Origin of the sequence: Spartinivicinus poritis (genome assembly GCF_028858535.1) — a bacterium.
Classification (GTDB): Bacteria; Pseudomonadota; Gammaproteobacteria; order Pseudomonadales; family Zooshikellaceae; genus Spartinivicinus; species Spartinivicinus poritis.
Genome location: NZ_JAPMOU010000004.1, coordinates 180,593 through 200,598 on the forward strand (window position 1 = coordinate 180,593; position 20,006 = coordinate 200,598).

Annotated in this window: 18 protein-coding genes; 4 read left to right on the plus strand and 14 right to left on the minus strand. The window is 38.9% G+C overall.

Annotated elements, in window-relative coordinates; genetic code table 11:
* Positions 1-111: 111 nt before the first annotated feature.
* Positions 112-1,650, plus strand: coding sequence for a slipin family protein (locus ORQ98_RS05165; protein WP_274687716.1), 1,539 nt, complete (start codon positions 112-114; stop codon positions 1,648-1,650).
* Between the two features lie 62 nt (positions 1,651-1,712).
* On the opposite strand, the gene ORQ98_RS05170 is transcribed toward ORQ98_RS05165, so the two are convergent.
* The 6 genes from ORQ98_RS05170 to ORQ98_RS05195 all read right to left on the minus strand — a co-directional run bounded on the left by ORQ98_RS05170 (position 1,713) and on the right by ORQ98_RS05195 (position 6,571).
* Positions 1,713-3,029, minus strand: coding sequence for a glycoside hydrolase (locus tag ORQ98_RS05170; RefSeq protein ID WP_274687717.1), 1,317 nt, complete (start codon positions 3,027-3,029; stop codon positions 1,713-1,715).
* 461 nt (positions 3,030-3,490) lie between these two features.
* A complete protein-coding gene (locus ORQ98_RS05175) occupies positions 3,491-3,751 on the minus strand; it encodes a hypothetical protein (RefSeq protein WP_274687718.1) in 261 nt (86 codons plus the stop codon).
* Complete coding sequence (gene blaOXA, locus ORQ98_RS05180; RefSeq protein ID WP_274687719.1) at positions 3,732-4,523, minus strand: class D beta-lactamase; 792 nt, start codon at positions 4,521-4,523, stop codon at positions 3,732-3,734. The genes ORQ98_RS05175 and blaOXA overlap by 20 nt, the downstream gene beginning before the upstream one ends.
* A gap of 600 nt (positions 4,524-5,123) precedes the next feature.
* Positions 5,124-5,657 (minus strand): hypothetical protein, encoded by a 534-nt coding sequence (locus tag ORQ98_RS05185; RefSeq protein WP_274687720.1) that lies wholly within the window; start codon positions 5,655-5,657, stop codon positions 5,124-5,126.
* 170 nt (positions 5,658-5,827) lie between these two features.
* Positions 5,828-6,112, minus strand: coding sequence for a hypothetical protein (locus ORQ98_RS05190; protein WP_274687721.1), 285 nt, complete (start codon positions 6,110-6,112; stop codon positions 5,828-5,830).
* Positions 6,113-6,265: 153 nt separating this feature from the next.
* Positions 6,266-6,571, minus strand: coding sequence for a hypothetical protein (locus ORQ98_RS05195; protein ID WP_274687722.1), 306 nt, complete (start codon positions 6,569-6,571; stop codon positions 6,266-6,268).
* Between the two features lie 339 nt (positions 6,572-6,910).
* Between ORQ98_RS05195 and ORQ98_RS05200 the strand changes: the two genes are divergently transcribed.
* Complete coding sequence (locus tag ORQ98_RS05200; protein ID WP_274687723.1) at positions 6,911-7,093, plus strand: hypothetical protein; 183 nt, start codon at positions 6,911-6,913, stop codon at positions 7,091-7,093.
* Between the two features lie 64 nt (positions 7,094-7,157).
* Here ORQ98_RS05200 and ORQ98_RS05205 read toward each other — a convergent pair whose 3' ends face one another.
* The gene (locus tag ORQ98_RS05205) at positions 7,158-8,120 is read right to left on the minus strand and encodes a glucokinase (RefSeq protein ID WP_274687724.1); all 963 of its coding nucleotides are present in this window, start codon (positions 8,118-8,120) and stop codon (positions 7,158-7,160) included.
* Positions 8,117-9,946 (minus strand): phosphogluconate dehydratase, encoded by a 1,830-nt coding sequence (gene edd / locus ORQ98_RS05210; protein WP_274687725.1) that lies wholly within the window; start codon positions 9,944-9,946, stop codon positions 8,117-8,119. Before edd ends, ORQ98_RS05205 begins: the two co-directional genes overlap by 4 nt.
* 261 nt (positions 9,947-10,207) lie before the next feature.
* Between edd and gap the strand changes: the two genes are divergently transcribed.
* Complete coding sequence (gap, locus tag ORQ98_RS05215) at positions 10,208-11,212, plus strand: type I glyceraldehyde-3-phosphate dehydrogenase (RefSeq protein ID WP_274687726.1); 1,005 nt, start codon at positions 10,208-10,210, stop codon at positions 11,210-11,212.
* A 30-nt stretch (positions 11,213-11,242) separates the two neighbouring features.
* Positions 11,243-12,691, plus strand: a complete 1,449-nt coding sequence (gene pyk / locus ORQ98_RS05220; RefSeq protein ID WP_274687727.1) for a pyruvate kinase — start codon at positions 11,243-11,245, stop codon at positions 12,689-12,691.
* 337 nt (positions 12,692-13,028) lie between these two features.
* On the opposite strand, the gene ORQ98_RS05225 is transcribed toward pyk, so the two are convergent.
* The 6 genes from ORQ98_RS05225 to ORQ98_RS05250 all read right to left on the minus strand — a co-directional run bounded on the left by ORQ98_RS05225 (position 13,029) and on the right by ORQ98_RS05250 (position 19,947).
* On the minus strand, positions 13,029-13,733 hold the full coding sequence (locus ORQ98_RS05225; RefSeq protein WP_274687728.1) for a substrate-binding periplasmic protein: 705 nt from the start codon (positions 13,731-13,733) through the stop codon (positions 13,029-13,031).
* A 215-nt stretch (positions 13,734-13,948) separates the two neighbouring features.
* Positions 13,949-15,067 (minus strand): ABC transporter ATP-binding protein, encoded by a 1,119-nt coding sequence (locus ORQ98_RS05230; RefSeq protein WP_274687729.1) that lies wholly within the window; start codon positions 15,065-15,067, stop codon positions 13,949-13,951.
* Between the two features lie 14 nt (positions 15,068-15,081).
* The gene (locus tag ORQ98_RS05235) at positions 15,082-15,966 is read right to left on the minus strand and encodes a carbohydrate ABC transporter permease (RefSeq protein ID WP_274687730.1); all 885 of its coding nucleotides are present in this window, start codon (positions 15,964-15,966) and stop codon (positions 15,082-15,084) included.
* The gene (locus tag ORQ98_RS05240; protein WP_274687800.1) at positions 15,959-16,867 is read right to left on the minus strand and encodes a carbohydrate ABC transporter permease; all 909 of its coding nucleotides are present in this window, start codon (positions 16,865-16,867) and stop codon (positions 15,959-15,961) included. Before ORQ98_RS05240 ends, ORQ98_RS05235 begins: the two co-directional genes overlap by 8 nt.
* 170 nt (positions 16,868-17,037) lie before the next feature.
* A complete protein-coding gene (locus ORQ98_RS05245) occupies positions 17,038-18,291 on the minus strand; it encodes an ABC transporter substrate-binding protein (protein ID WP_274687731.1) in 1,254 nt (417 codons plus the stop codon).
* A gap of 405 nt (positions 18,292-18,696) precedes the next feature.
* The gene (locus ORQ98_RS05250) at positions 18,697-19,947 is read right to left on the minus strand and encodes an ABC transporter substrate-binding protein (RefSeq protein WP_274687732.1); all 1,251 of its coding nucleotides are present in this window, start codon (positions 19,945-19,947) and stop codon (positions 18,697-18,699) included.
* Positions 19,948-20,006: the final 59 nt, after the last annotated feature.

Genomic DNA, 20,006 nt, shown 5'->3' on the forward strand with positions numbered 1-20,006 from the left:
TTCTTTAGTTATGATGAGTCGCTTTTTAGTAGTTAATCAACTACTGACCAGTACTCATCATGACTAATAAGTCCTATTTTTAAGGGCATTTAGATTTAATGGAGATGTATTGTGTTTAAGAAAATAGTTGTCGGGCAAAATGAGCGACTAATTGTTGTTAAAGATAAAAGATTAAGTAAAGTTCTATCGACAGGAGTACATTATCTGCCTATTTGGCAATATGATGATGTAGAATTGGTTAGTACTGAGTCAGTACGCTTCACTCATGACAGCCTAGAACAGTGGCTAAAAGAGCCTGTATTTTTACAATATTTTGATAAACTAGAGTTAGGCCGATTTGAAGTTGGGTTAGTTTATAAACATGGTCAGCTTTGGCAGTTATTAAACCCGGCGACTACCCACTATTTGTGGAAAAATAGTGATGATATTGAGGTGCGTACCATCAATACCGAAAATAGTTATTATCTTGAAGATGATCTATTATGGCAATTAACAAACAAAGAGCAGTTTGTTATTAATGCTAATACCAGTAATGTTACTACCCATAAAGTTAATGCAGGATTCGTTGCTTTAATCTATGTGGACAGCCAACTTATCGATTTGCAAGGTGAAGGTGAGTTTGGAGTATGGCAGTATCAGCGCAAAATTGAAGTAGTCATGATGGATACCCGCAAAGGGTTAAAACTTGATTATATATTGCAGGAAAACTGGTTAGAAATTCCTGCTGTTGCAGAACAAATTGCGCTATTTAAAACTGAACCACAGCAAGTTGGGCTACTGTATGAAGTACAGCATGGCCAGCGTCGTTTTAATCAATTACTGCCACCAAATACTGAAATTGCTGTATGGCAACAGAATAAAGTGTGGGAGCTTGATCTGGTTGATATCAACAACGACTTTCGGGTAACCAAACCATTGCTAGATAGCTTACGTCAGTATTTAAGTGGCCAGTGGTTAACAACCTCTATCGACCAACAGCATATCGGTTTGCTACTGCAAGATGGTCAATTGGTTAGCACCCTGAATACTGGGCTACACGCTTATTGGCCTTTTGGTCGCCAACTGGAAATAAAACAGTTTGATTTACGCTGGCAAACAGTGGAAGTCAGTGGACAAGAAATATTAACCAAAGATCGGGTTAGTGTGCGGGTCAACCTAAACGCCAACTATCGTATTTTAGATGCGGTAACGACTTTTGAAAGCGTTAACAATGTTAATGAGTTTATTTACCGTACGTTACAGCTAGCATTACGAGAAGCCATAGGTACACGAAACTTAGATGATTTGTTAATGGATAAAGAGCATGTAAATCAGCTATTGCTAAAGCAATCAGCGGAGCATTTATCATCTATTGGGATAGAGCTTGGTCAACTGGGAATAAAAGACATTATTTTACCTGGTGAGATGAAGGAAATTCTTAACCAGGTGGTTAATGCCCAAAAATCAGCAGAAGCTAACAGCATCAAGCGTCGGGAAGAAACAGCTGCTACTCGTAGCCTGCAAAACACCGCCAAAGTTATGGAAGGCAACCCAACTTTGCTGCGCTTGAAAGAACTGGAGTCATTGGAGAAAGTAGCAGAAAAAATTGACCAATTAAATGTATATGGAGGATTAGAACAAGTAATGAATGGCTTAGTTAAGCTAAAGTAAACGTTGTGGTGCATATAGATGCACCACAACGTTTTTAATAAAAACAATTGATATTAAATAGGTTAATTACTTTCCCAATTGAATACTGTGCCGTCACTAAAATGAATCATCACTGTATTAGGCTTCACTACTTTTTTGTTTAATAAATAATCTTTACTGCTAAAATTGGCGGTAATCGTGGAGCCATCACTAAAGGTTGTTTGTTGTACTTGTCGACTTTTAGTTAAGTCAAGAAATTTCACTAAAGCCTTATCCCAAAGTTTTTCATGAGCTATCTGAAATCCTTTCGCATAGTGTTTTAAAGCAGGCAACCGCTTTCGTAAGCTATTACGACTAATATGCAACATTGGCGGTGTGTTATATAACATCGCGGTTAAATCACGTACCACTTTCACATCGGAAAATTTTAAACTGTCTGCCCCCCAATGGTAGCCATTAATAACAGCATCATGAAACACGGCCTGATATAACGGCAGTTTATACTCGGGCGCAAACAATAAATTTTTATAAAGCATTTTGACTTGAGCTGGCTTAAAGAAAACCTGCGGCTCGTCATTTGGCCACCAAGTACCAAGATAATATGGTGATTGTTTATTTTTACGCATGTCTGGATCACGCCAACCAAAACCTGTAGTTTGAATTCCATGAGCAAATACTATTGACGACGTATTAATTGCATTACCATCTTCAGAGCCTAATGGTAGTTGATATTGATCCACAAACCACTGCAAGCGATAATTAAATCCTTTTGCCATGGTAGACTGGGAGTGTAAACGTTTAGAATGGTAATCCTCATAAAGCATTCCAGTGGCATCAGCGTCCAAAAATAAACTATTAAAACCACCATAGTGCATGATTTTAGCAGTACGTTGCTGATAGTAAGTTTGCATACAACTTGGATTGGTATATACTCCTTTTCCTTTATAGCCCATTTTTTTATATCCATCTTTCTTAACAATGCCACAGTTTTCCCGTAACTGGCTAGGTATCTGAGCAGTCAGCCAATTATCATTTACCCCCATCGGTATTGCTGTATTATACGAATCATAGGTGCTTATTAAGTAGCCAGCCTGTTTTGCCGCTATGACAGCCTCTGGATGATAAAAAGCTGAGGTCCAACTGGGTGTCAGTAATAATAATTTATTCAATTTGGCTGTTTGAAAATCCTCTATGACAGGTTTGGATAATCCCTGTCCCCAATTGACTACTGGCTTTAAAAAAACTCCCAATCTTGCTTTCACTATTTTTTTTCTTTTTTTTGCTACCAGGTACTGCTGATCAATAAAATCTCTTTTATCCGGATCAGAAGAGACTGGTAATACTTTTGTGAACGCATGATTAAGCATTTCAATCACTTTACGCTGGTGATAGTGATTCATCCATTGTGAATTTATACCCGTATCGAATCATTTTTAGGTTTTGTTATCTTCGTTCCTAATCACCAAGGATGGTGTGAATGCAGTTAATGCATTATGACATGGATGTCATGTATTAGGGCAATGCAGGAGTAGTTGCCTAGGAGCATTTAACTGTCACCCCAATCACTTATTAATATAGGCTCATGGGGACAAGTCTACTACTGTAAGACTTGCGGTAGCGACTTTAATGGATATAAAAGTGCTACTGGAACTCGTCACTTGATGGCTTACCAATAACGCTGTTTTATCAATTAATGCTATTATTGCTAGCCTCACTGCTGTAGGCTAGCCCTAAAAACCCTTCACATTGGGTATATATAACGTTAAAAACACATAAATATTAAAGCAATCAATATCATAAAAAGCGTTTATAACAATTTTTTACCAGTTAGGCTTATGAAAATTATATAGCTCAGAACCTATTACTGCCACTTGCACAGAGGCTGCTCATAGATAGTATATTTCTCACAGCTACTTTTAGTCCTAAATCCTCCACACCATTTTTTTAAATTAAAATCTTGCGTCTGGTAATTATTCTCTGAATTTTGTAAACAGCTTTGTGCTTTAACTTCAACATAACCTGGATATAAACTTAGCTCTGGTTTATCATAACAATAATTCATGACTGATTCTTTATCATATGATCCAATAAATACAAATAAATTATATAATTCTTTTAACATGTAATGCTTCTTTTATAATCTGTTTTCTTAGTTTTCGTTGACTATCTTTCATTAGATCTATATTTATTGCAAAAAACCATGTTTGATTATCCTTCTCTAGGAAACCAACATACCAGCCTATGTCTATCCCTTTTCCATTTTTCATTACCCAACCTGTTTTTCCATATAGTTTATATGATGGATTACTTTCATTAAGCATAATCTTCTTAGTTTTTTTCTGATATTTTTTGTAGTATGGCAGTCTTTCAGAATATAATTTTTTTAGAAACTCAATTTGTTGATATGCATTGATTCGTAACTTTCCATCTAACCAAAACGTCGTTAAATTGCCTAACTCTCTATTACCATAGTTCATTTTTTTTAAGTGATACCGATACTGCAATCTCCCAACATCTTGAGCTACCTCTTGATAACACCATATACATGAATTGGATAATGCAGACTGTAATGTATGATTTTGATTCCATATCTTCCATCCTTTATCTTTTCCATCCCATAAAAATACATGACCATCAGGATTTATAGCCCCCTCTGCAAGACCAATTAGTGTATTAGGGATTTTGAATGTTGATGCAGGTAAATAATTTTTTTTTGCTCTAGATTCATTATGTATGTACACTTTTTTTCCATCAGTGGACGATATAACCAATGTACCATTTACATTATATTTATTGAAAATGCTTAATAATTGCTTATCCTCAACCCCATATGAAAAAACAGCCTGAATAAATAAAAGCGAACCTAAAAATAGGTTTTTGATATGTATCTTCATGATTTTAGAAGCCTATTAATGTAAATTGAAAAAACTATTTTATATAAATAACTAAGAAACTTTGTACTTTTCTGATGATCAATTATGATAAAAAATGGCATTAAGTACCCATTTATTTAATCTTACCGAGCACCCTATTATTACACGCCTTGCCTCTCACGCTAGAATTTAAACAGTAAATTAGTATTGTATTTATTGTAATGGGTATTACACTCCAAAGGTAAAAGTCAATAAAATATTTACCTATTTACAAAGAAAAATATAGAGGGTAATCAACAAGAAAGAAGATTATTATTTAACTTGGCATTAATTATATTTACATTCTTAAAAGATGTTTAATTACACAATAAATTCTGAACTTAATAGATATTTGTACTTATTGTGGTAGATATTCGTCCATCCAACGTACACTTTAAGTGTGAAGTTATTAAAGTGTACGCTATGACCTACTAAATCTTTAATTGAAGGGTTCGTTATTATTTTTCGTCTATATTGAGTTTAATTCTGAACAGTTGACTTGCTGGAGATAAAATAGTGATATTTCTTTATTTGATATAATTTCTTGCTTTGGCTTTATTTTTACTGTTGCACAAAACAAATTTAAAGATTGAATCCAGCTTTTATCAATGTATTTTTTTTGTGCTGGTTGATTTTTTTATAACATGTATTTTTATCATTGCATGTCTTTCTTATATCAGTAATTGTTCCTCCCATCTGATATCCATCTTTTTCTGCATTGAATAACGTATAGCCTACATGCACCTTAAACTGGCCATTTTTACATGGCTGAATCACTTTAGTAATTAGTGAGTTAGATTTATTATTAGGAGAATAATCTGCAACTTCGTTTAGTACTTTTTCTTTTATAATGTCTTCAAAGCTATTATATGTACGATTAGGAGAACCTATTAATGCAGCAATTTCACTTGATTCTATTCTCTTAGCAAAATCACTACGTTTTAATTTAACCTTATCAAGATCTAATTGCTTTTCTTTACAGGGAGAGCGTATAACACTTAATTCATAAGGCGTTAAATTATATACTTTAAAAGTATAATTCTCAGGTGCAGCCTGAACTGTCAGTACTACCATTAAATTACTAATGATAGCTAGTTTAATTCTATACAACCACATTATTAATTACTCAAATGCTGACTACTTTGATATAACACTCAACAGCAGGCAGACATCTTCTAGTTCTATCAGATTACATTAAGCTGGTGAAGGATACAGATAAAGGCTCCTTTAAACATCATAGGTTACTGCCCCTATCAAGATTATTATTTTATGCCATAAATACTAATCTAATTAGCATTACAAGGATATCGACTTACAAATGCTCCTTCAGGATTTTTAGTTTTTGCAAGATCGGCAACTGGATATTTTTCACACATTTTGGTAATTTTGCTACCAAGATTAAACTTATCTTCAATATGGTGTTCTTCCGACGCAATAACCTGACCATCCTTATAAGCATAAAATGTGTAGATACCCTTTGGCAGACCACCAACTGCATTTCTTAACCATTGACTACTACAACCACTCAGCAAAATTAAACCAACAAATAACAAGACCAATTTTTCTTTCATAACAAATCTTTTAGTCATATAAATAATTGGAGATAAGTAAACTTATTATTTTCAAATAATATTAACAAAATGTCACGTGAATGTAACATTTTCAACAAATATAAGACAATTTAAGTATAAACACCTACTCTTTTTGAAGATATTGAGCGAATATCAATCAGATCTGTTTTCATTTATTAGCATTGAGTAAATGCAATTCAATGTTAGACTTTCAACTACCTCTAACTCAAAACTACCAGTGTTTAAACAGTTTTTTGCAACAGTTATGACTGAGTCAATCATAGACAATGCCCATTCTATAGGGATATCTTCTCTTAGTTTTCCTTTAAGCTTCAAAGCAATTAACTCACTTTTAAGCCTGTTTGTAGCATTAAATTTTTCACCTTGAATTAATTGTATTACTAAATACTCTATATTACATTTTTTTCTTTCAAATACAGTTGATGAGTTTTCGTTCAATTACATTTACCTTATTATTAGAATGCCTATTACCTAACAAGCAAGTATATCCAACAGAATTGCTTTGGCAGGCAATCCTACACCAAGGCATTATAATAACAATGGTTTTATGAAGATCAATTATGACAAAAAATGACATTAAGATAATTTTAAGTGCTCACTTTTCAACAGTGATTCCAGCATTCCAACACAACAACACCTTCTCAACACCAATATTTACACCAATTTATTAACGACACCTGAACTATTGTAGTTACACTGCTCCTTTCCCAGACACGCTTGCACAGTTGGCTGTATTATCTAACGTTTATTTTCTTAACTGCCTTTGTATTTTTAAATATGATGGTAGATACGATCTTAGATGTAATGAGCCAAGAGCAAGAAAAATTTCGCGCTGAATCTCATGGTGAAACAGAAGAAGGTGGTACACCTGCCAGTCGGGCTCAGATTGAAAAGCTAGAAAAAGAGTTAACTGAAATAAAAGCGCTATTAAAACAACAAACATCTATCAAAGAACAATAGCTACTTTTAGTTAGCCCAGCGAAATTTATCTTCTGAGCTAACACAAACTGTAGGACACCTTTAATCAGGAAATATAACTATTATTAAGTGCCGCAGCCGCTCCCACTAACCCAGGATATTCACTTAATACTAAATAAGTAGGTATTTTTTCTGCGTAGCTTTGTAACCGCCCTTTATTTTCAAATGATTGCCTAAATTGACTCGCAGCAAAAAAATCTTTAAAGCGTGGAATAATACCACCCATTATGTAAACGCCCCCTTCTGCTCCCAAGATAAGCGCTGCATTACCTGCAGCAGCACCCAACAAATTACAGAAATGGGCTAGTACTTGATGCTCTATTGAGTTTTCATCACTTAATGCTATGGATGATATATCAGCTGCTGACTGCTGCTTAACAGGTACTTTGTTTAATTGGCAATGGGCTTCATATAAATCCACCAAGCCGGCACCACATAGCAGTCTTTCAACTGATACGCGTGGATACTTTTTTAAGAAAAATTCCAGAACATCCATTTCAAAGCGATTGCGGGGGGCAAAATCCACATGGCCGCCTTCGCCGGATAATGCTAACCAACCACTGCTGGTTGAAGCTAATCCTGCCATACCTAGCCCTGTGCCCGGACCAATCACCAATTTAGTTTTATTTGCAACAGCTTCACCGCCGCCTATTTGCATTAATTCATCGTTAGTTAAATAAGGTACTGATAAGGCAAGTGCCGTAAAATCATTAATTACCTTAAATGAATCAAAACCAAATTGCTGCTGCACAGCTGACTGTGAAAAATCCCAATGGTTATTGGTCATTTTAATTCGGTCTTGATGAATAGGACAAGCAAAGGATAAACAAGCTTGTTTGACATCGGGATTGCCCACCAATGCTAAATAATCAGCTAACGCATCTGGCATATTGTTATAGTCTGCGCAGGGCAGCACTTCGATTAACTCAGGCTGCACACCCCCATCTAATACCATGGCAAACCGGGCGTTTGTGCCCCCAATATCACCAACGACAATTGGTTGGTTCATTTAACTTCCTCATTCGCAAAACCAAACACTGAAGCACCCTGTTCAGCACCACCGGCAAACGCTCGCATTTGACCGAACAGCTCTCGGCCCATGCCTTGGTGAGAGTTGGATAAATCCACCTCAACTGCTGTACGCTGCAGCCATTCTTGATCATCGACTAATGCAGTCAACTCTCCGGTTTCTGCATTTAAACGTATAACATCGCCTTCCCGCAGTTTGGCAATTGGTCCACCTTGGGCAGCTTCAGGATACACATGAATAGCTGCCGGCACTTTACCAGAAGCACCTGACATTCGGCCATCAGTAACTAATGCGACTTTAAATCCCTTATCTTGCAATACACCCAAATAAGGCGTCAGTTTATGTAGTTCTGGCATGCCAATCGCCTGTGGCCCTTGAAAGCGCACCACAGCAATAAAGTCTCTTTCCAGTTCTCCGCGTTTAAAGGCTTCAGCTAAATCATTTTGATCATGGAAAATTACCACGGGGGCTTCAACTATTTGATTATCCTTAGCGACGGCCGACACTTTGATCACACCACGGCCTATATTGCCATTTAATAGTTTTAAACCACCTTCCGGGCTAAATGGATTTGCTGCAGGTCTTAGTACCTCCGCATCATGAGTTTCCTCCACTCCATCTCGCCACACTAACTTATCCCCATCCAAGAAAGGTTCTTGCGTGTATTGACGAAGCCCTTTGCCAACTACAGTTGTGACATCATCATGAAGCAAGCCACTATCTAACAATTCACGTATTAAAAAAGCCATCCCCCCAGCTGCCTGAAAATGATTAATATCTGCCTGACCATTGGGATATATCTTGGTTAATAAAGGCACCACCGAAGAGAGTTCTGAAAAATCATCCCAGGTTATGTTTACCCCTGCTGCTGCTGCCATCGCAACTAAATGCATGGTGTGGTTAGTTGAGCCACCAGTCGCCAGCAATGCCACCACAGCATTGATAATCGTCTTTTCAGATACCACCTGATACATTGGTGTAAAATCACTACCTAATGCAGTAATTCGAGCCGCTTGTCGAGTCGCTTCTTTTGTCAGCTCATCACGTAGCGGAGTATTAGGATTAATAAAGGATGCTCCTGGCAAGTGTAAGCCCATCACTTCAACTAGCAGCTGGTTACTATTAGCTGTTCCGTAGAAGGTACAAGTGCCTGGGCCATGGTAAGACTGAGATTCCGCTTCAAGTAATTCTTCTCTACCGACTTTACCTTCAGCAAACAATTGGCGAATTCGAGCTTTTTCCTTATTTGGCAAACCTGATGGCATTGGGCCTGCTGGTACAAATATCACAGGTAAATGACCAAAGCGTAAGGCACCTATAAATAAGCCAGGCACAATCTTGTCGCATACCCCCAGGCACAGAGCTGCATCAAACATATTGTGGGAAAGGGCTACTGCAGTAGCCATTGCAATCACATCACGACTGAATAGGCTTAGCTCCATACCCGGCTGGCCTTGAGTCACCCCATCACACATCGCCGGTACCCCACCAGCAAACTGAGCCACCGAACCAACATCATGGGCAGCTTGTTTAATTAGCTCAGGAAATACCTCCAAAGGCTGGTGTGCAGACAACATGTCGTTATATGACGAAATAATCCCTATATTGGCCTGATTCATCATCTTAAGTGCCTGCTTGTCTCCACCAGAACAGGCAGCAAAGCCGTGGGCTAAATTACCACAAGACAATACCCCTCGATGAGGGCCCTTTTGCTCCGCATGCTTCATCGCTTGCAGGTAGGCTTGCCGAGAGCGACGACTTCTCTCGATAACCCTACGGGTTACGTTATCTACTACTGGGTGCATGGGGCCTCCTCATCTTTTTTCCCGAAGCATAGGATATGGGCTTTCGTTCCTAGCAAATATTGTAATATTACATAACTTTTTAAATTTATTTCAGCATTCCAGCTTGTTAACTGGAATTTTTATTTGTAATATTACCAAACAAACAGAATAAGAGTCTTCTTTTTATTTTCTCATAAATTTGGCAAGAGTCGCCTGTTATGTGAACGTTTATTTAAAAAGTACATGGTAATGTGGCTTGTATCAGCTTGTTAGGAGGTTTAAATGACCATTCGTGTTGCCATTAATGGTTATGGTCGTATCGGTCGTAATATCTTGCGTGCTCTGTACGAAAATGGCTATCGAGACCGAATCCAAGTCGTTGCAATTAATGATTTAGGCGATGCAGAAATCAATGCCCACCTAACCCGTTTTGACAGCGTTCATGGTCGCTTTGCTGGTGAAGTAAAAACAGCAGGCAACGCTATGCAGGTTAATGGTGATACCATTCGTATCAGCTCAGAGCGTGACCCAGCCAAGTTGGATTGGAGCTCATTAAATGTTGATGTGGTTTATGAGTGCACAGGCCTGTTTACCAGTAGAGAAAAAGCCGCCGCTCACCTACAAGCAGGTGCCAAAAAAGTCATTATCTCTGCACCAGGTAAAGATGTAGATGCCACCATCGTATATGGTGTTAATCACGACATATTACGCCAGTCTCATCAAATTATTTCCAGTGCATCTTGCACTACAAACTGTTTAGCGCCTGTAGCCAAAGCATTAAATGACAAAATTGGGATTGAGTCAGGCCTGATGACCACTATTCATGCCTATACCAATGACCAAAATTTATCTGATGTCTATCACTCAGATATGTACCGTGCACGTTCCGCGACTCAATCTATGATTCCAACCAAAACCGGTGCTGCCGCAGCCGTTGGGTTAGTGTTGCCTGAACTTAATGGCAAACTGGATGGACAAGCCGTGCGGGTACCCACCATTAATGTTTCACTTGTCGATTTGAACTTTGTTGCCAGCCGTGCCACCTCTATTGAAGAGGTTAACAGCATAATGAAAGCAGCAAGCGAAGCTTCAACTATTCTGGATTATAACGATATTAAATTGGTGTCTATCGACTTTAATCACAGCACAGCCTCAGCCACTTTCGACTCTACCCAAACTCGGGTAAACGGCCAGCTGGTAAAAGTAATGGCTTGGTACGACAACGAGTGGGGCTTCTCTAATCGAATGCTCGATAACACCTTAGCTTTAATTAATGCACCTGCATAAATTAGACGATAGCCTGTAGAAGATTACCTGATGATTCGCAGAACTAAAATTGTAGCAACCCTTGGTCCTTCCTCTAGCGAGATTGAAACGTTAGAACAGATGATCGCAGCTGGGGTCAATGTTGTTCGTTTAAACTTCTCCCATGGAGAAGCCCAGGACCACATTGAACGCGCCCAGCGGGTTCGTGAGGCGGCTGCCCGTCAACAAGCGTTTGTTGCAATTTTAGGTGATTTGCAAGGGCCAAAAATTCGTATTTCTCGTTTTAAAAACAAAAAAATAGAATTAAAAAATGACGATACTTTTATCTTAGATGCCAAGTTAGATAAAGAAGCAGGCACTGAAGAACGAGTTGGTATTGAATACAAAGCATTAGTCGCCGACTCAAAACCTGGTGATATTTTATTATTAGACGACGGCCGTATTGAGCTTGAAGTAACAGGTGTTACCGCTCACGAAGTCATCACCAAAGTCATTATTGGTGGTCCATTATCTAATAACAAAGGTATTAATCGCCAAGGTGGCGGCTTATCAGCAAAAGCTTTAACTGAAAAAGATAAGCAAGATATTAAAACGGCAGCAAAAATTGGCGTCGATTATGTAGCGGTTTCCTTTCCACGCTCTGCTGAAGATATGGAAGAAGCGCGACAGCTTCTTAAAGAAGCAGGCTCAAGCGCTGGCTTAATTGCCAAAATTGAAAGAGCTGAAGCAGTAAATGACGATGAAATTTTAGATGGTATTATTAAATCATCTGAAGGGGTAATGGTTGCCCGTGGTGATTTAGGTGTTGAAATTGGTAATGCCCAATTGGTTGCCGTGCAAAAGCATATTATTGAACGTGCTCGCACCTTAAATAAAATTGCGATTACAGCGACTCAAATGATGGAGTCAATGATCAGCAACCCTATGCCAACTCGGGCCGAAGTATCTGATGTAGCCAATGCTGTTTTAGATGGCACCGATGCTGTCATGCTTTCAGCAGAAACGGCAGCAGGGTTGTATCCAGTACAAACTATAGAAGCAGTACATAATGTGTGTGTTGGCGCTGAAAAACATCCTTTAGCGTTTCGATCTAAACACCGTATCGACGAGCCTTTTCAGCGCACAGATGAATCAATAGCATTGGCAGCTATGTATATTGCCAATCATTTGCAAGGTGTTAAAGCAATTATTGCAATGACCGAAAGTGGGGCTACTCCATTACTGATGTCCCGCATCCGCTCGCATTTGCCTATTTTTGCTTTTTCACGCCGCAAGGACACCCAAAACCGGGTTGCTCTCTATCGAGGGGTCATTACCGTACCTTTTGATACGGATGAAATTGACAACGCTCAAGTGAATCAGTGCTCTATTGATAAACTAAAAGCACTGGATGTTGTTAATGAAGGTGACCTGGTAATTATCACCAAGGGCGATTATGCCAACGCCCAAGGTGGCACCAACACCATGAAAGTGGTTAAGGTGGGTAACAAAATTCTTTAAGTTAGTAAAAGTCATAATCACTTTTACTGGTTTAGAGAATCATGGGAAATTTTACTTAAGCTCCCAAGTGCAAGGCTGTTTTCAGTCCTGTGGACTTTTAATAGGGTACTTTTAGTACCCTTTTTTTTGTCTAATACAAACTAATTCAATAATATTCATACCAACAAAACCATGTTTAGCCATAATTTTGTTTATTTCCCGAGATTCTTCTAACTTAGCAAGCTCCAAGCTCCTTTTCAAAAGCTTGTTTAACTAATAGGGTCAGTTGTCAACAACTACTGTTTGTTGCTTTGCATAACGCATTGGAGCAACAAGTATAAGAACCCACAAGCTTTTTTTAGTAAACATCATCTACACGCCAACCGTGCTTTTTCATTATTTCTTTTACCATTCCCTGCTGTATCAACAAACTAAACCCCTGATTAAAGTCAGCTAATACATTGTCATGCTTAGGAGATTTTTTGGGTATCATTAAAAATAACTTATGAGATACTAATGGTTTCTCTAATATCTCCAAGCTAAAATTTCTATTTTTAAACTTTGTGTTAAGCAAGTACTGAGTTACTTTCTCTTCTGCCACAATAAGATCTAGTCGACCAATTAATAGCAAATTAATGTTTCGTTCAGTATGAACCTCTTCCAGCTTTTGCAAGTAGTGGGCTTTGTTAAATTCATCTGTATAGTGATAACCTCTAACAATACCGATTCGATATGGAGATAAGTCTTCCAAAGCTTTATAGCTTATCTGCCCTCCTTGTTTTTGGAAAAAAACCAAATTACTGGTTGATATAGGTTTTGAGTAGCTAAACAGCCTTTCTCGCTCTTTTGCATAAAAAGCCCCGACCAATCCATCATATTTGCCCTTCTTGCCTAGCTCAAAAGCTCGATTCCACGATGTATATAAAATACCTGCAGTTTTGCCTACTTGCTGAAAAGCTTGATAGATAATATCAGCAAAGTAACCTTCATCAGCCAGCTTAGGACCAAAATGAGGAGGCCAGGGCTCAGTCGCTAATAAATAATCATGCTCTTTCTCTGCCATAACCATAGAGCAGACAGAAAAGATATAAATCAAAATTATCCTTTTAAAGATAAGCAGAATAGGCATAGTCGACTGTAGGCTTAATTACTATTAACTAAAAAATAGCATAAAGGCTCTAAATCTGTGTTTGAGAGGAATTGGAAGACCAATTAAGAAGGGATAACCAGCCTGTAAAACAGGCTGGTTATTCACGAAGGCTGATACTTGGAAAGTAATTAGCGATCAATACGCTCGTCGGTCTTAGGATCAAAAAACACCGCTTTACTCATATCAAAGCTTAAATCCAATACAGTATCTGGTCGAGCATCACAGTCAGGGGAAACCCTGGCAGAAATTTCCACACCATTTAGCTCAGACATAACTAACGTATCAGATCCCATTGGCTCTGTTACTTGAACAGGGCATGAGATTGTCCGATTAAGTGGCTTTGAAACCAAATGAGGTAATGGCTCAGTAATTTGTTCTGGGCGGATACCTAAAATTACCTGCTTGCCAACCCAGCTTGACAGCCCTTGGCAGCGCTCAGGCACAGGTAATAACTGAGGTTGGCCACCTTGATAGCTCACTTCAACCTGCAAGCCAGAGTCAGACTCTACAATTTGCGCAGGAATAAAGTTCATTCCTGGTGAGCCCATAAAACCAGCTACAAAGCGGTTAGCAGGGTCATCATAAATTTCTTTTGGCGTGCCCAGCTGCTGTAGCTCACCATCTTTCATAACTGCAATACGATCAGCTAAGGTTAACGCTTCAATCTGATCGTGAGTTACATAAACAATAGTGGTACCTAAACGCTGGTGTAGCTTCTTAATTTCTGTGCGCATTTCTACCCGGAGCTTGGCATCCAGGTTACTTAGTGGCTCATCAAATAAATAGATTTGTGGCTTTCTGGCTAAGGCACGCCCCATCGCTACCCGCTGCCGCTGGCCACCCGATAAATGGGCTGGCTTACGATCAAGCAAATGCTCAATCTGGAGCATTTTCGCTACCCGCTCTACTTCTTGGGCACGCTCTTGTTTAGAAACACCCCGCATTTCCAAACCAAACGCAATGTTATCTCGTACCTTCATATTGGGATATAGCGCGTAAGACTGAAACACCATAGCGATATCACGATCTTTTGGTGCACTGTTAGTAACGTCATTGCCATCAATTAAAATTCGGCCGTCGGAAATATTATCAAGGCCAGCAATGGAGTTCATCAGGGTAGATTTACCACAACCAGATGGCCCTACTAAAATCAAAAACTCACCACGATCAATGGCTATATCAATGCCTTTTAATACTTCATGGTCGCCATAGCGTTTTTTTACATTATCAATAGTTAAAGCAGCCATTATTTATCCCTCCATTACCCCTTAACAGACCCAGCAGTTAAACCACGCACAAAGTATTTGCCAGCCAGTACATACACTAACAAGGTAGGTAACGCGGCAATGATGGCGGCAGCCATTTCAACATTATATTCTTTCACGCCTGTGCTGGTATTCACTAGGTTATTCAATGCAACTGTTATTGGCTGTGTATCACCCGCAGCATAAACAACACCAAACAGGAAGTCATTCCAGATTTGAGTAAACTGCCAAATGACACAAACTACAATAATTGGTGTAGAAACAGGTAATAAAATTCGCCAGAAAATTGTAAAGAAGCCGGCTCCATCAATTTTGGCAGCACTGACTAGCTCTGAAGGCACCGACACATAGAAGTTACGGAAAAATAAGGTAGTAAATGCCATACCATAAACCACATGAACAAATACTAAGCCTGCTGTAGTGTTGGCTAAACCTAACCAACCTAGCGTTTGCGCCATCGGCAATAGTACTACCTGGAAAGGAATAAAGCAGCCAAACAGCAACAGACCAAAAAATAAGTCACTGCCTTTAAATTTCCACTTGGTTAATACGTACCCATTGAGTGCTCCCAGAAAAGTGGAAATGAATACTGCAGGCAAAACAATTTTAATAGAGTTTAAAAAGTAGCCTGAAACACCTTCACACGCTACCCCAGTACAAGCACTGGACCATGCTTTGCCCCAGGCATCAAATACAAATTCTTTTGGCCAGGATATTAACGTACCTGTTCGAATATCTGCCATGCTTTTAACCGAGGTCAAAAACATAACTACCAATGGCATCAAATAAAACAATACTAAAAATGCCAATATAGCGTAAATAAATATCCGCCCCAGTTTTGCAGAAGAGGTTTGCGGCCCTAACACAGTACTATCATGCATTGCGGGTACCTCTCAGCTCAGAATATAAATAAGGAATCAATATCGCCAATACACCAGCCAACATCATCATGGCACTGGCAGAACCTAAGCCAATTTGACCTCGGGTAAATGAGAATGCATACATAAAGGTTGCAGGTAAGTCGGTTGAGTAGCCAGGTCCACCATTCGTCAATGCTTTAACCAAATCAAAACTCTTGATTGCAATGTGGCAAAGAATGATAAATGCACTGAAGAATACAGGACGTAAGCTGGGTAAAATAATCCGCCAATAAATTTTAGGTAAGCTGGCCCCATCAATTTGAGCAGCTTTAATTATAGAACTATCAATTGAGCGTAACCCTGCTAAAAATAATGCCATGACAAACCCAGAAGACTGCCATACTGCTGCAATTACCAGGGTATAAATAGCCATATCAGAGTTTATTAGCCAGTCAAAGGTGAAGTTTTCAAAACCCATGTCTTTCACTAGGCGTTCCAGACCTAAACCAGGGTTTAAAATCCATTTCCAGGCTGTACCCGTTACAATAAATGAAAGCGCCATTGGGTAAAGGAATACTGTTCTTATCGCTCCTTCAGCACGAATGCGCTGATCCAGCAAAATAGCCATAAATATGCCTAGTGCCAGACAAATTAAGATAAATAAACCACCAAATATGAATAAATTATCTACAGCGACGCCCCAGCGTTCATTTTCAAATAATTTTTCGTACTGCAAAGTACCTGCAAATTTATAATTGGGCAAAAAGCTGGATTTAGTGAAAGAAAGTACACCGGTCCAGATAACATATCCATAGATAAACACTATGGTCATTAAAATAGTTGGTGAAAGTACCAACTTAGGAATTTGATCCGCAATAAAATCAAGCGGCTTCTTTTTTGTTTTAGCAACAACCACTTGCATCTCTTCTGCATGCACACTCATAGTACAAGCTCTCTTATACTGTAACGCTGTTTATAGAGCCTTAACCTGAAAAATCAGACTAATATTTTTTCAGCAATTTAAAATGGATTATGGAGTAATCCTAAATGCCAACAGTAGCCGTGTTATCCTCCACTGCTGGCATTGACTTCTTATATACTAGCTTTCACAGCCTTAGCTAATTTTTGAGCAGCTTCTTTAGCAGTTATTTTATCACTGTTAAAGTAGTTAGAGACCACATCAAAAATTGCACCTTGTATATAGGAAGTGGTAGACATGCCATGAGCCATACTTGGTACTAACCCACCAGACTTACTGGTAGATACAAAGCTATTCATGGAATCTTTGGCACAACTATCAAACTTCTCCATATTCATGCCTAAACGCACAGGAATTGATCCTTTGTTTAGGTTGAAGACTTCTTGGAATTCAGGTTCGAGGATGGTTTTTGCCAAGGCAGCCTGCGCCTTTTTGTTTTCTGGATCTTTCACATTAAACATGGCAAAACTATCAATGTTAAAAGTAAAGCTGTTTTGTGTGCCTGGTGCAGCTACACAGAGGTAATCTTTGCCTGGTTTTTTGCCTGCAGCAGCAAACTCACCTTTAGCCCAGTCACCCATTAATTGCATAGCCGCTTCACCTTTAATTACCATAGAAGTGGCAATATTCCAGTCACGACCTGGTGCATCTTTATCCATATATTGTTTCAAGCTTTTGAATACCTCGAACACTTCAACCATCTTGTCGCTTTGCAAGGTTTTCATGTCATGTTCAACAAAAGCTTTACGGAAAAATTCTGGGCCACCAATGCCTAATGCTACTGATTCAAATACAGTTGCATCCTGCCAAGCTTGACCACCATGAGCTAAAGGTACAAAACCCGCTTTTTTGATTTTTTCAGCTGCGTCTTTAAATTCAGCCCAAGTAGTCGGTACTTTTGCACCGGCTTTTTTGAAGATTTCTGGGTTAACCCATAACCAGTTTACTCTGTGCACATTGACAGGCACAGCTACATACTGGTCATCATACTTCATCACCTTACTAACAATTTCAGGCATTAAAGAAGACCACTTGTTCTCCTCTGCCACTTTATCCAAATCAGTAAGGAAGCCTAGCTCTCCCCACTCTTGGATATCTAACCCCTTAATTTGTGCTGCAGAGGGAGGATTTCCGGAAACTGCACGAGACTTCAATACAGTCATCGCACTTTCACCACCGCCTCCGGCAACAGCGAAGTCTTTCCAGGTATGGCCTTGTTTTTCAAGCAGTTCTTTCAGTACTGCGACAGACTTGGCCTCACCACCAGAAGTCCACCAATGCAATACCTCTACTTCACCAGCATAGGCACTTAGGCTCATAACACTGGAAGCAGCAATGGCAAGTAATGACTTTTTAAATTTTTTCATAAATCAGACCCTGTAAATAATTATTATCGTCGTCTGTCTCTGACAAATGCCCCTAAAGAGTGCACTCCTGCACTATAGCGACTACCTGGAGTGTATTAAGAGCGCTAGAGGATGTAACGTAAGATAACGCAAGCTAATGTAACAAAGTCTTACAAGTGTGGCACTTATTCTTTAAGAAGCTGTAGTTCTGGATATTTTTTATCCAAATCTATTAAGATTTGGTTACAAAAAAGTGGCGGGGTCTCAGGACTGTTAAATTTTAAGTTAAGGTAATTTGCTACAAAAGTCACACTTCTATATTGCTACAAACAAAAGTGGGCAAGCTCTTCCTTCACTCTGAAGGTAAGTCTAAACAATAATAATGAATCATTGATGACAAAAACAATAACAGGCAACAACTCAAGATTACAAACTGGCTTGAACGGCCTCTCCAAGTTGCCGAGCCGCTTCTTTTGGTGAAATTTTGTCATTACGGAAGAATTTAGTGACAACATCAAATATGGCATTTTGCGTATAAGTTGTAACAGCCATGCCATGAGAAAGGCTAGGTATAATCTTGGAGTCTTTACTAATAAGCACCTCTTTACTCTCTTTAGCACACGCATCAAAGTTGCCTATTGCCATATCTTGACGAACAGGAATAGAGCCCTTATTCATATTGAATGTTTGCTGAAACTCTTTATTCAAAATATTTTTTACTAAATCAGCCTGCGCTTTTTTATTCTCAGGGTCTGAAATTTCAAACATAATGAAGCTATCAACCACATAAGGGAAATACATTGATGTAGATGGAATTGAGACACATAAAAAGTCTTTACCTAATTGTTTTTTTTCAGTAATAAACTCACCTTTTGCCCAATCCCCCATAATTTGCATAGCTGCTTTACCATTAATAACCATACTGGTCGCAGCATTCCAATCTCGATCTAAAATATTTGGATCCATATACTGCTTAAGCTTTCTAAAAGCCGCAAAAACACTCACCATCTTATCACTGGTTAAACTTGCATTGTCTAGCTCCACAAATGCCTTGATATAAAAATCAGCGCCATTCATCGCTAACATTAACAGTTCAAACACTGTTGAGTTTTGCCATGGCTGATCACCATGAGCAATGGGTGTTATCCCCGCTTTTTTGAACTTTTCAAGCGCTACCCAAAATTCAACTAAATTAGTGGGAACCTTGGCTCCTGTCTGCTTAAAAAGTTTTGGATTAATCCATAGCCAATTTACACGATGGATATTAACAGGTACTGCGACATAATGGCCGCCATAGCTGACAAGTTTTCGAACAAAGTCTGGCAATATTGCTTCCCATTTCTGCTCGTTAGCAATTTTGTCTAAGTTTGTGAGTAGTCCAAGTTTTCCCCACTCCTGAATATGGTGCCCTAAAATTTGTGTCGCTGTAGGAGGGAAACCCGACAGGGCTCTAGACTTTAATACCGCCATTGCTTTATCACCACTGCCACCCACTACAGCAAAATCTTTCCAGCTATGGCCCTGCTTAACCAGTTTTTGTTTGAGCACATCCAGCGAGCGGGCTTCTCCACCAGAGGTCCACCAGTGCAGTACTTCAACTTCTCCAGCAACTGAGATTTGGCTAAGCATCATAACCAAAGCAATAAACACAGGGGAAAATCTCTGCTTAAAGTTCATATCTTAGCCTTATTATGATTCACTTCAGCTATATTCATGACTTGCTGCAACGTCATTCC

What these genes read in the sequence shown, in the direction of transcription:
- ORQ98_RS05185 (WP_274687720.1), bottom strand. Translation starts at nt 5,657, where the DNA reads ATGTGGTTGTATAGAATTAAACTAGCTATCATTAGTAATTTAATGGTA.
- ORQ98_RS05190 (WP_274687721.1), bottom strand. Translation starts at nt 6,112, where the DNA reads ATGAAAGAAAAATTGGTCTTGTTATTTGTTGGTTTAATTTTGCTGAGT.
- ORQ98_RS05250 (WP_274687732.1), bottom strand. Translation starts at nt 19,947, where the DNA reads ATGAACTTTAAGCAGAGATTTTCCCCTGTGTTTATTGCTTTGGTTATG.
- ORQ98_RS05235 (WP_274687730.1), bottom strand. Translation starts at nt 15,966, where the DNA reads ATGCATGATAGTACTGTGTTAGGGCCGCAAACCTCTTCTGCAAAACTG.
- ORQ98_RS05230 (WP_274687729.1), bottom strand. Translation starts at nt 15,067, where the DNA reads ATGGCTGCTTTAACTATTGATAATGTAAAAAAACGCTATGGCGACCAT.
- ORQ98_RS05240 (WP_274687800.1), bottom strand. Translation starts at nt 16,867, where the DNA reads ATGCAAGTGGTTGTTGCTAAAACAAAAAAGAAGCCGCTTGATTTTATT.
- ORQ98_RS05245 (WP_274687731.1), bottom strand. Translation starts at nt 18,291, where the DNA reads ATGAAAAAATTTAAAAAGTCATTACTTGCCATTGCTGCTTCCAGTGTT.
- edd (WP_274687725.1), bottom strand. Translation starts at nt 9,946, where the DNA reads ATGCACCCAGTAGTAGATAACGTAACCCGTAGGGTTATCGAGAGAAGT.
- gap (WP_274687726.1), top strand. Translation starts at nt 10,208, where the DNA reads ATGACCATTCGTGTTGCCATTAATGGTTATGGTCGTATCGGTCGTAAT.
- ORQ98_RS05205 (WP_274687724.1), bottom strand. Translation starts at nt 8,120, where the DNA reads ATGAACCAACCAATTGTCGTTGGTGATATTGGGGGCACAAACGCCCGG.
- ORQ98_RS05170 (WP_274687717.1), bottom strand. Translation starts at nt 3,029, where the DNA reads ATGAATCACTATCACCAGCGTAAAGTGATTGAAATGCTTAATCATGCG.
- pyk (WP_274687727.1), top strand. Translation starts at nt 11,243, where the DNA reads ATGATTCGCAGAACTAAAATTGTAGCAACCCTTGGTCCTTCCTCTAGC.
- blaOXA (WP_274687719.1), bottom strand. Translation starts at nt 4,523, where the DNA reads ATGAAGATACATATCAAAAACCTATTTTTAGGTTCGCTTTTATTTATT.
- ORQ98_RS05175 (WP_274687718.1), bottom strand. Translation starts at nt 3,751, where the DNA reads ATGTTAAAAGAATTATATAATTTATTTGTATTTATTGGATCATATGAT.
- ORQ98_RS05225 (WP_274687728.1), bottom strand. Translation starts at nt 13,733, where the DNA reads ATGGCAGAGAAAGAGCATGATTATTTATTAGCGACTGAGCCCTGGCCT.
- ORQ98_RS05200 (WP_274687723.1), top strand. Translation starts at nt 6,911, where the DNA reads ATGATGGTAGATACGATCTTAGATGTAATGAGCCAAGAGCAAGAAAAA.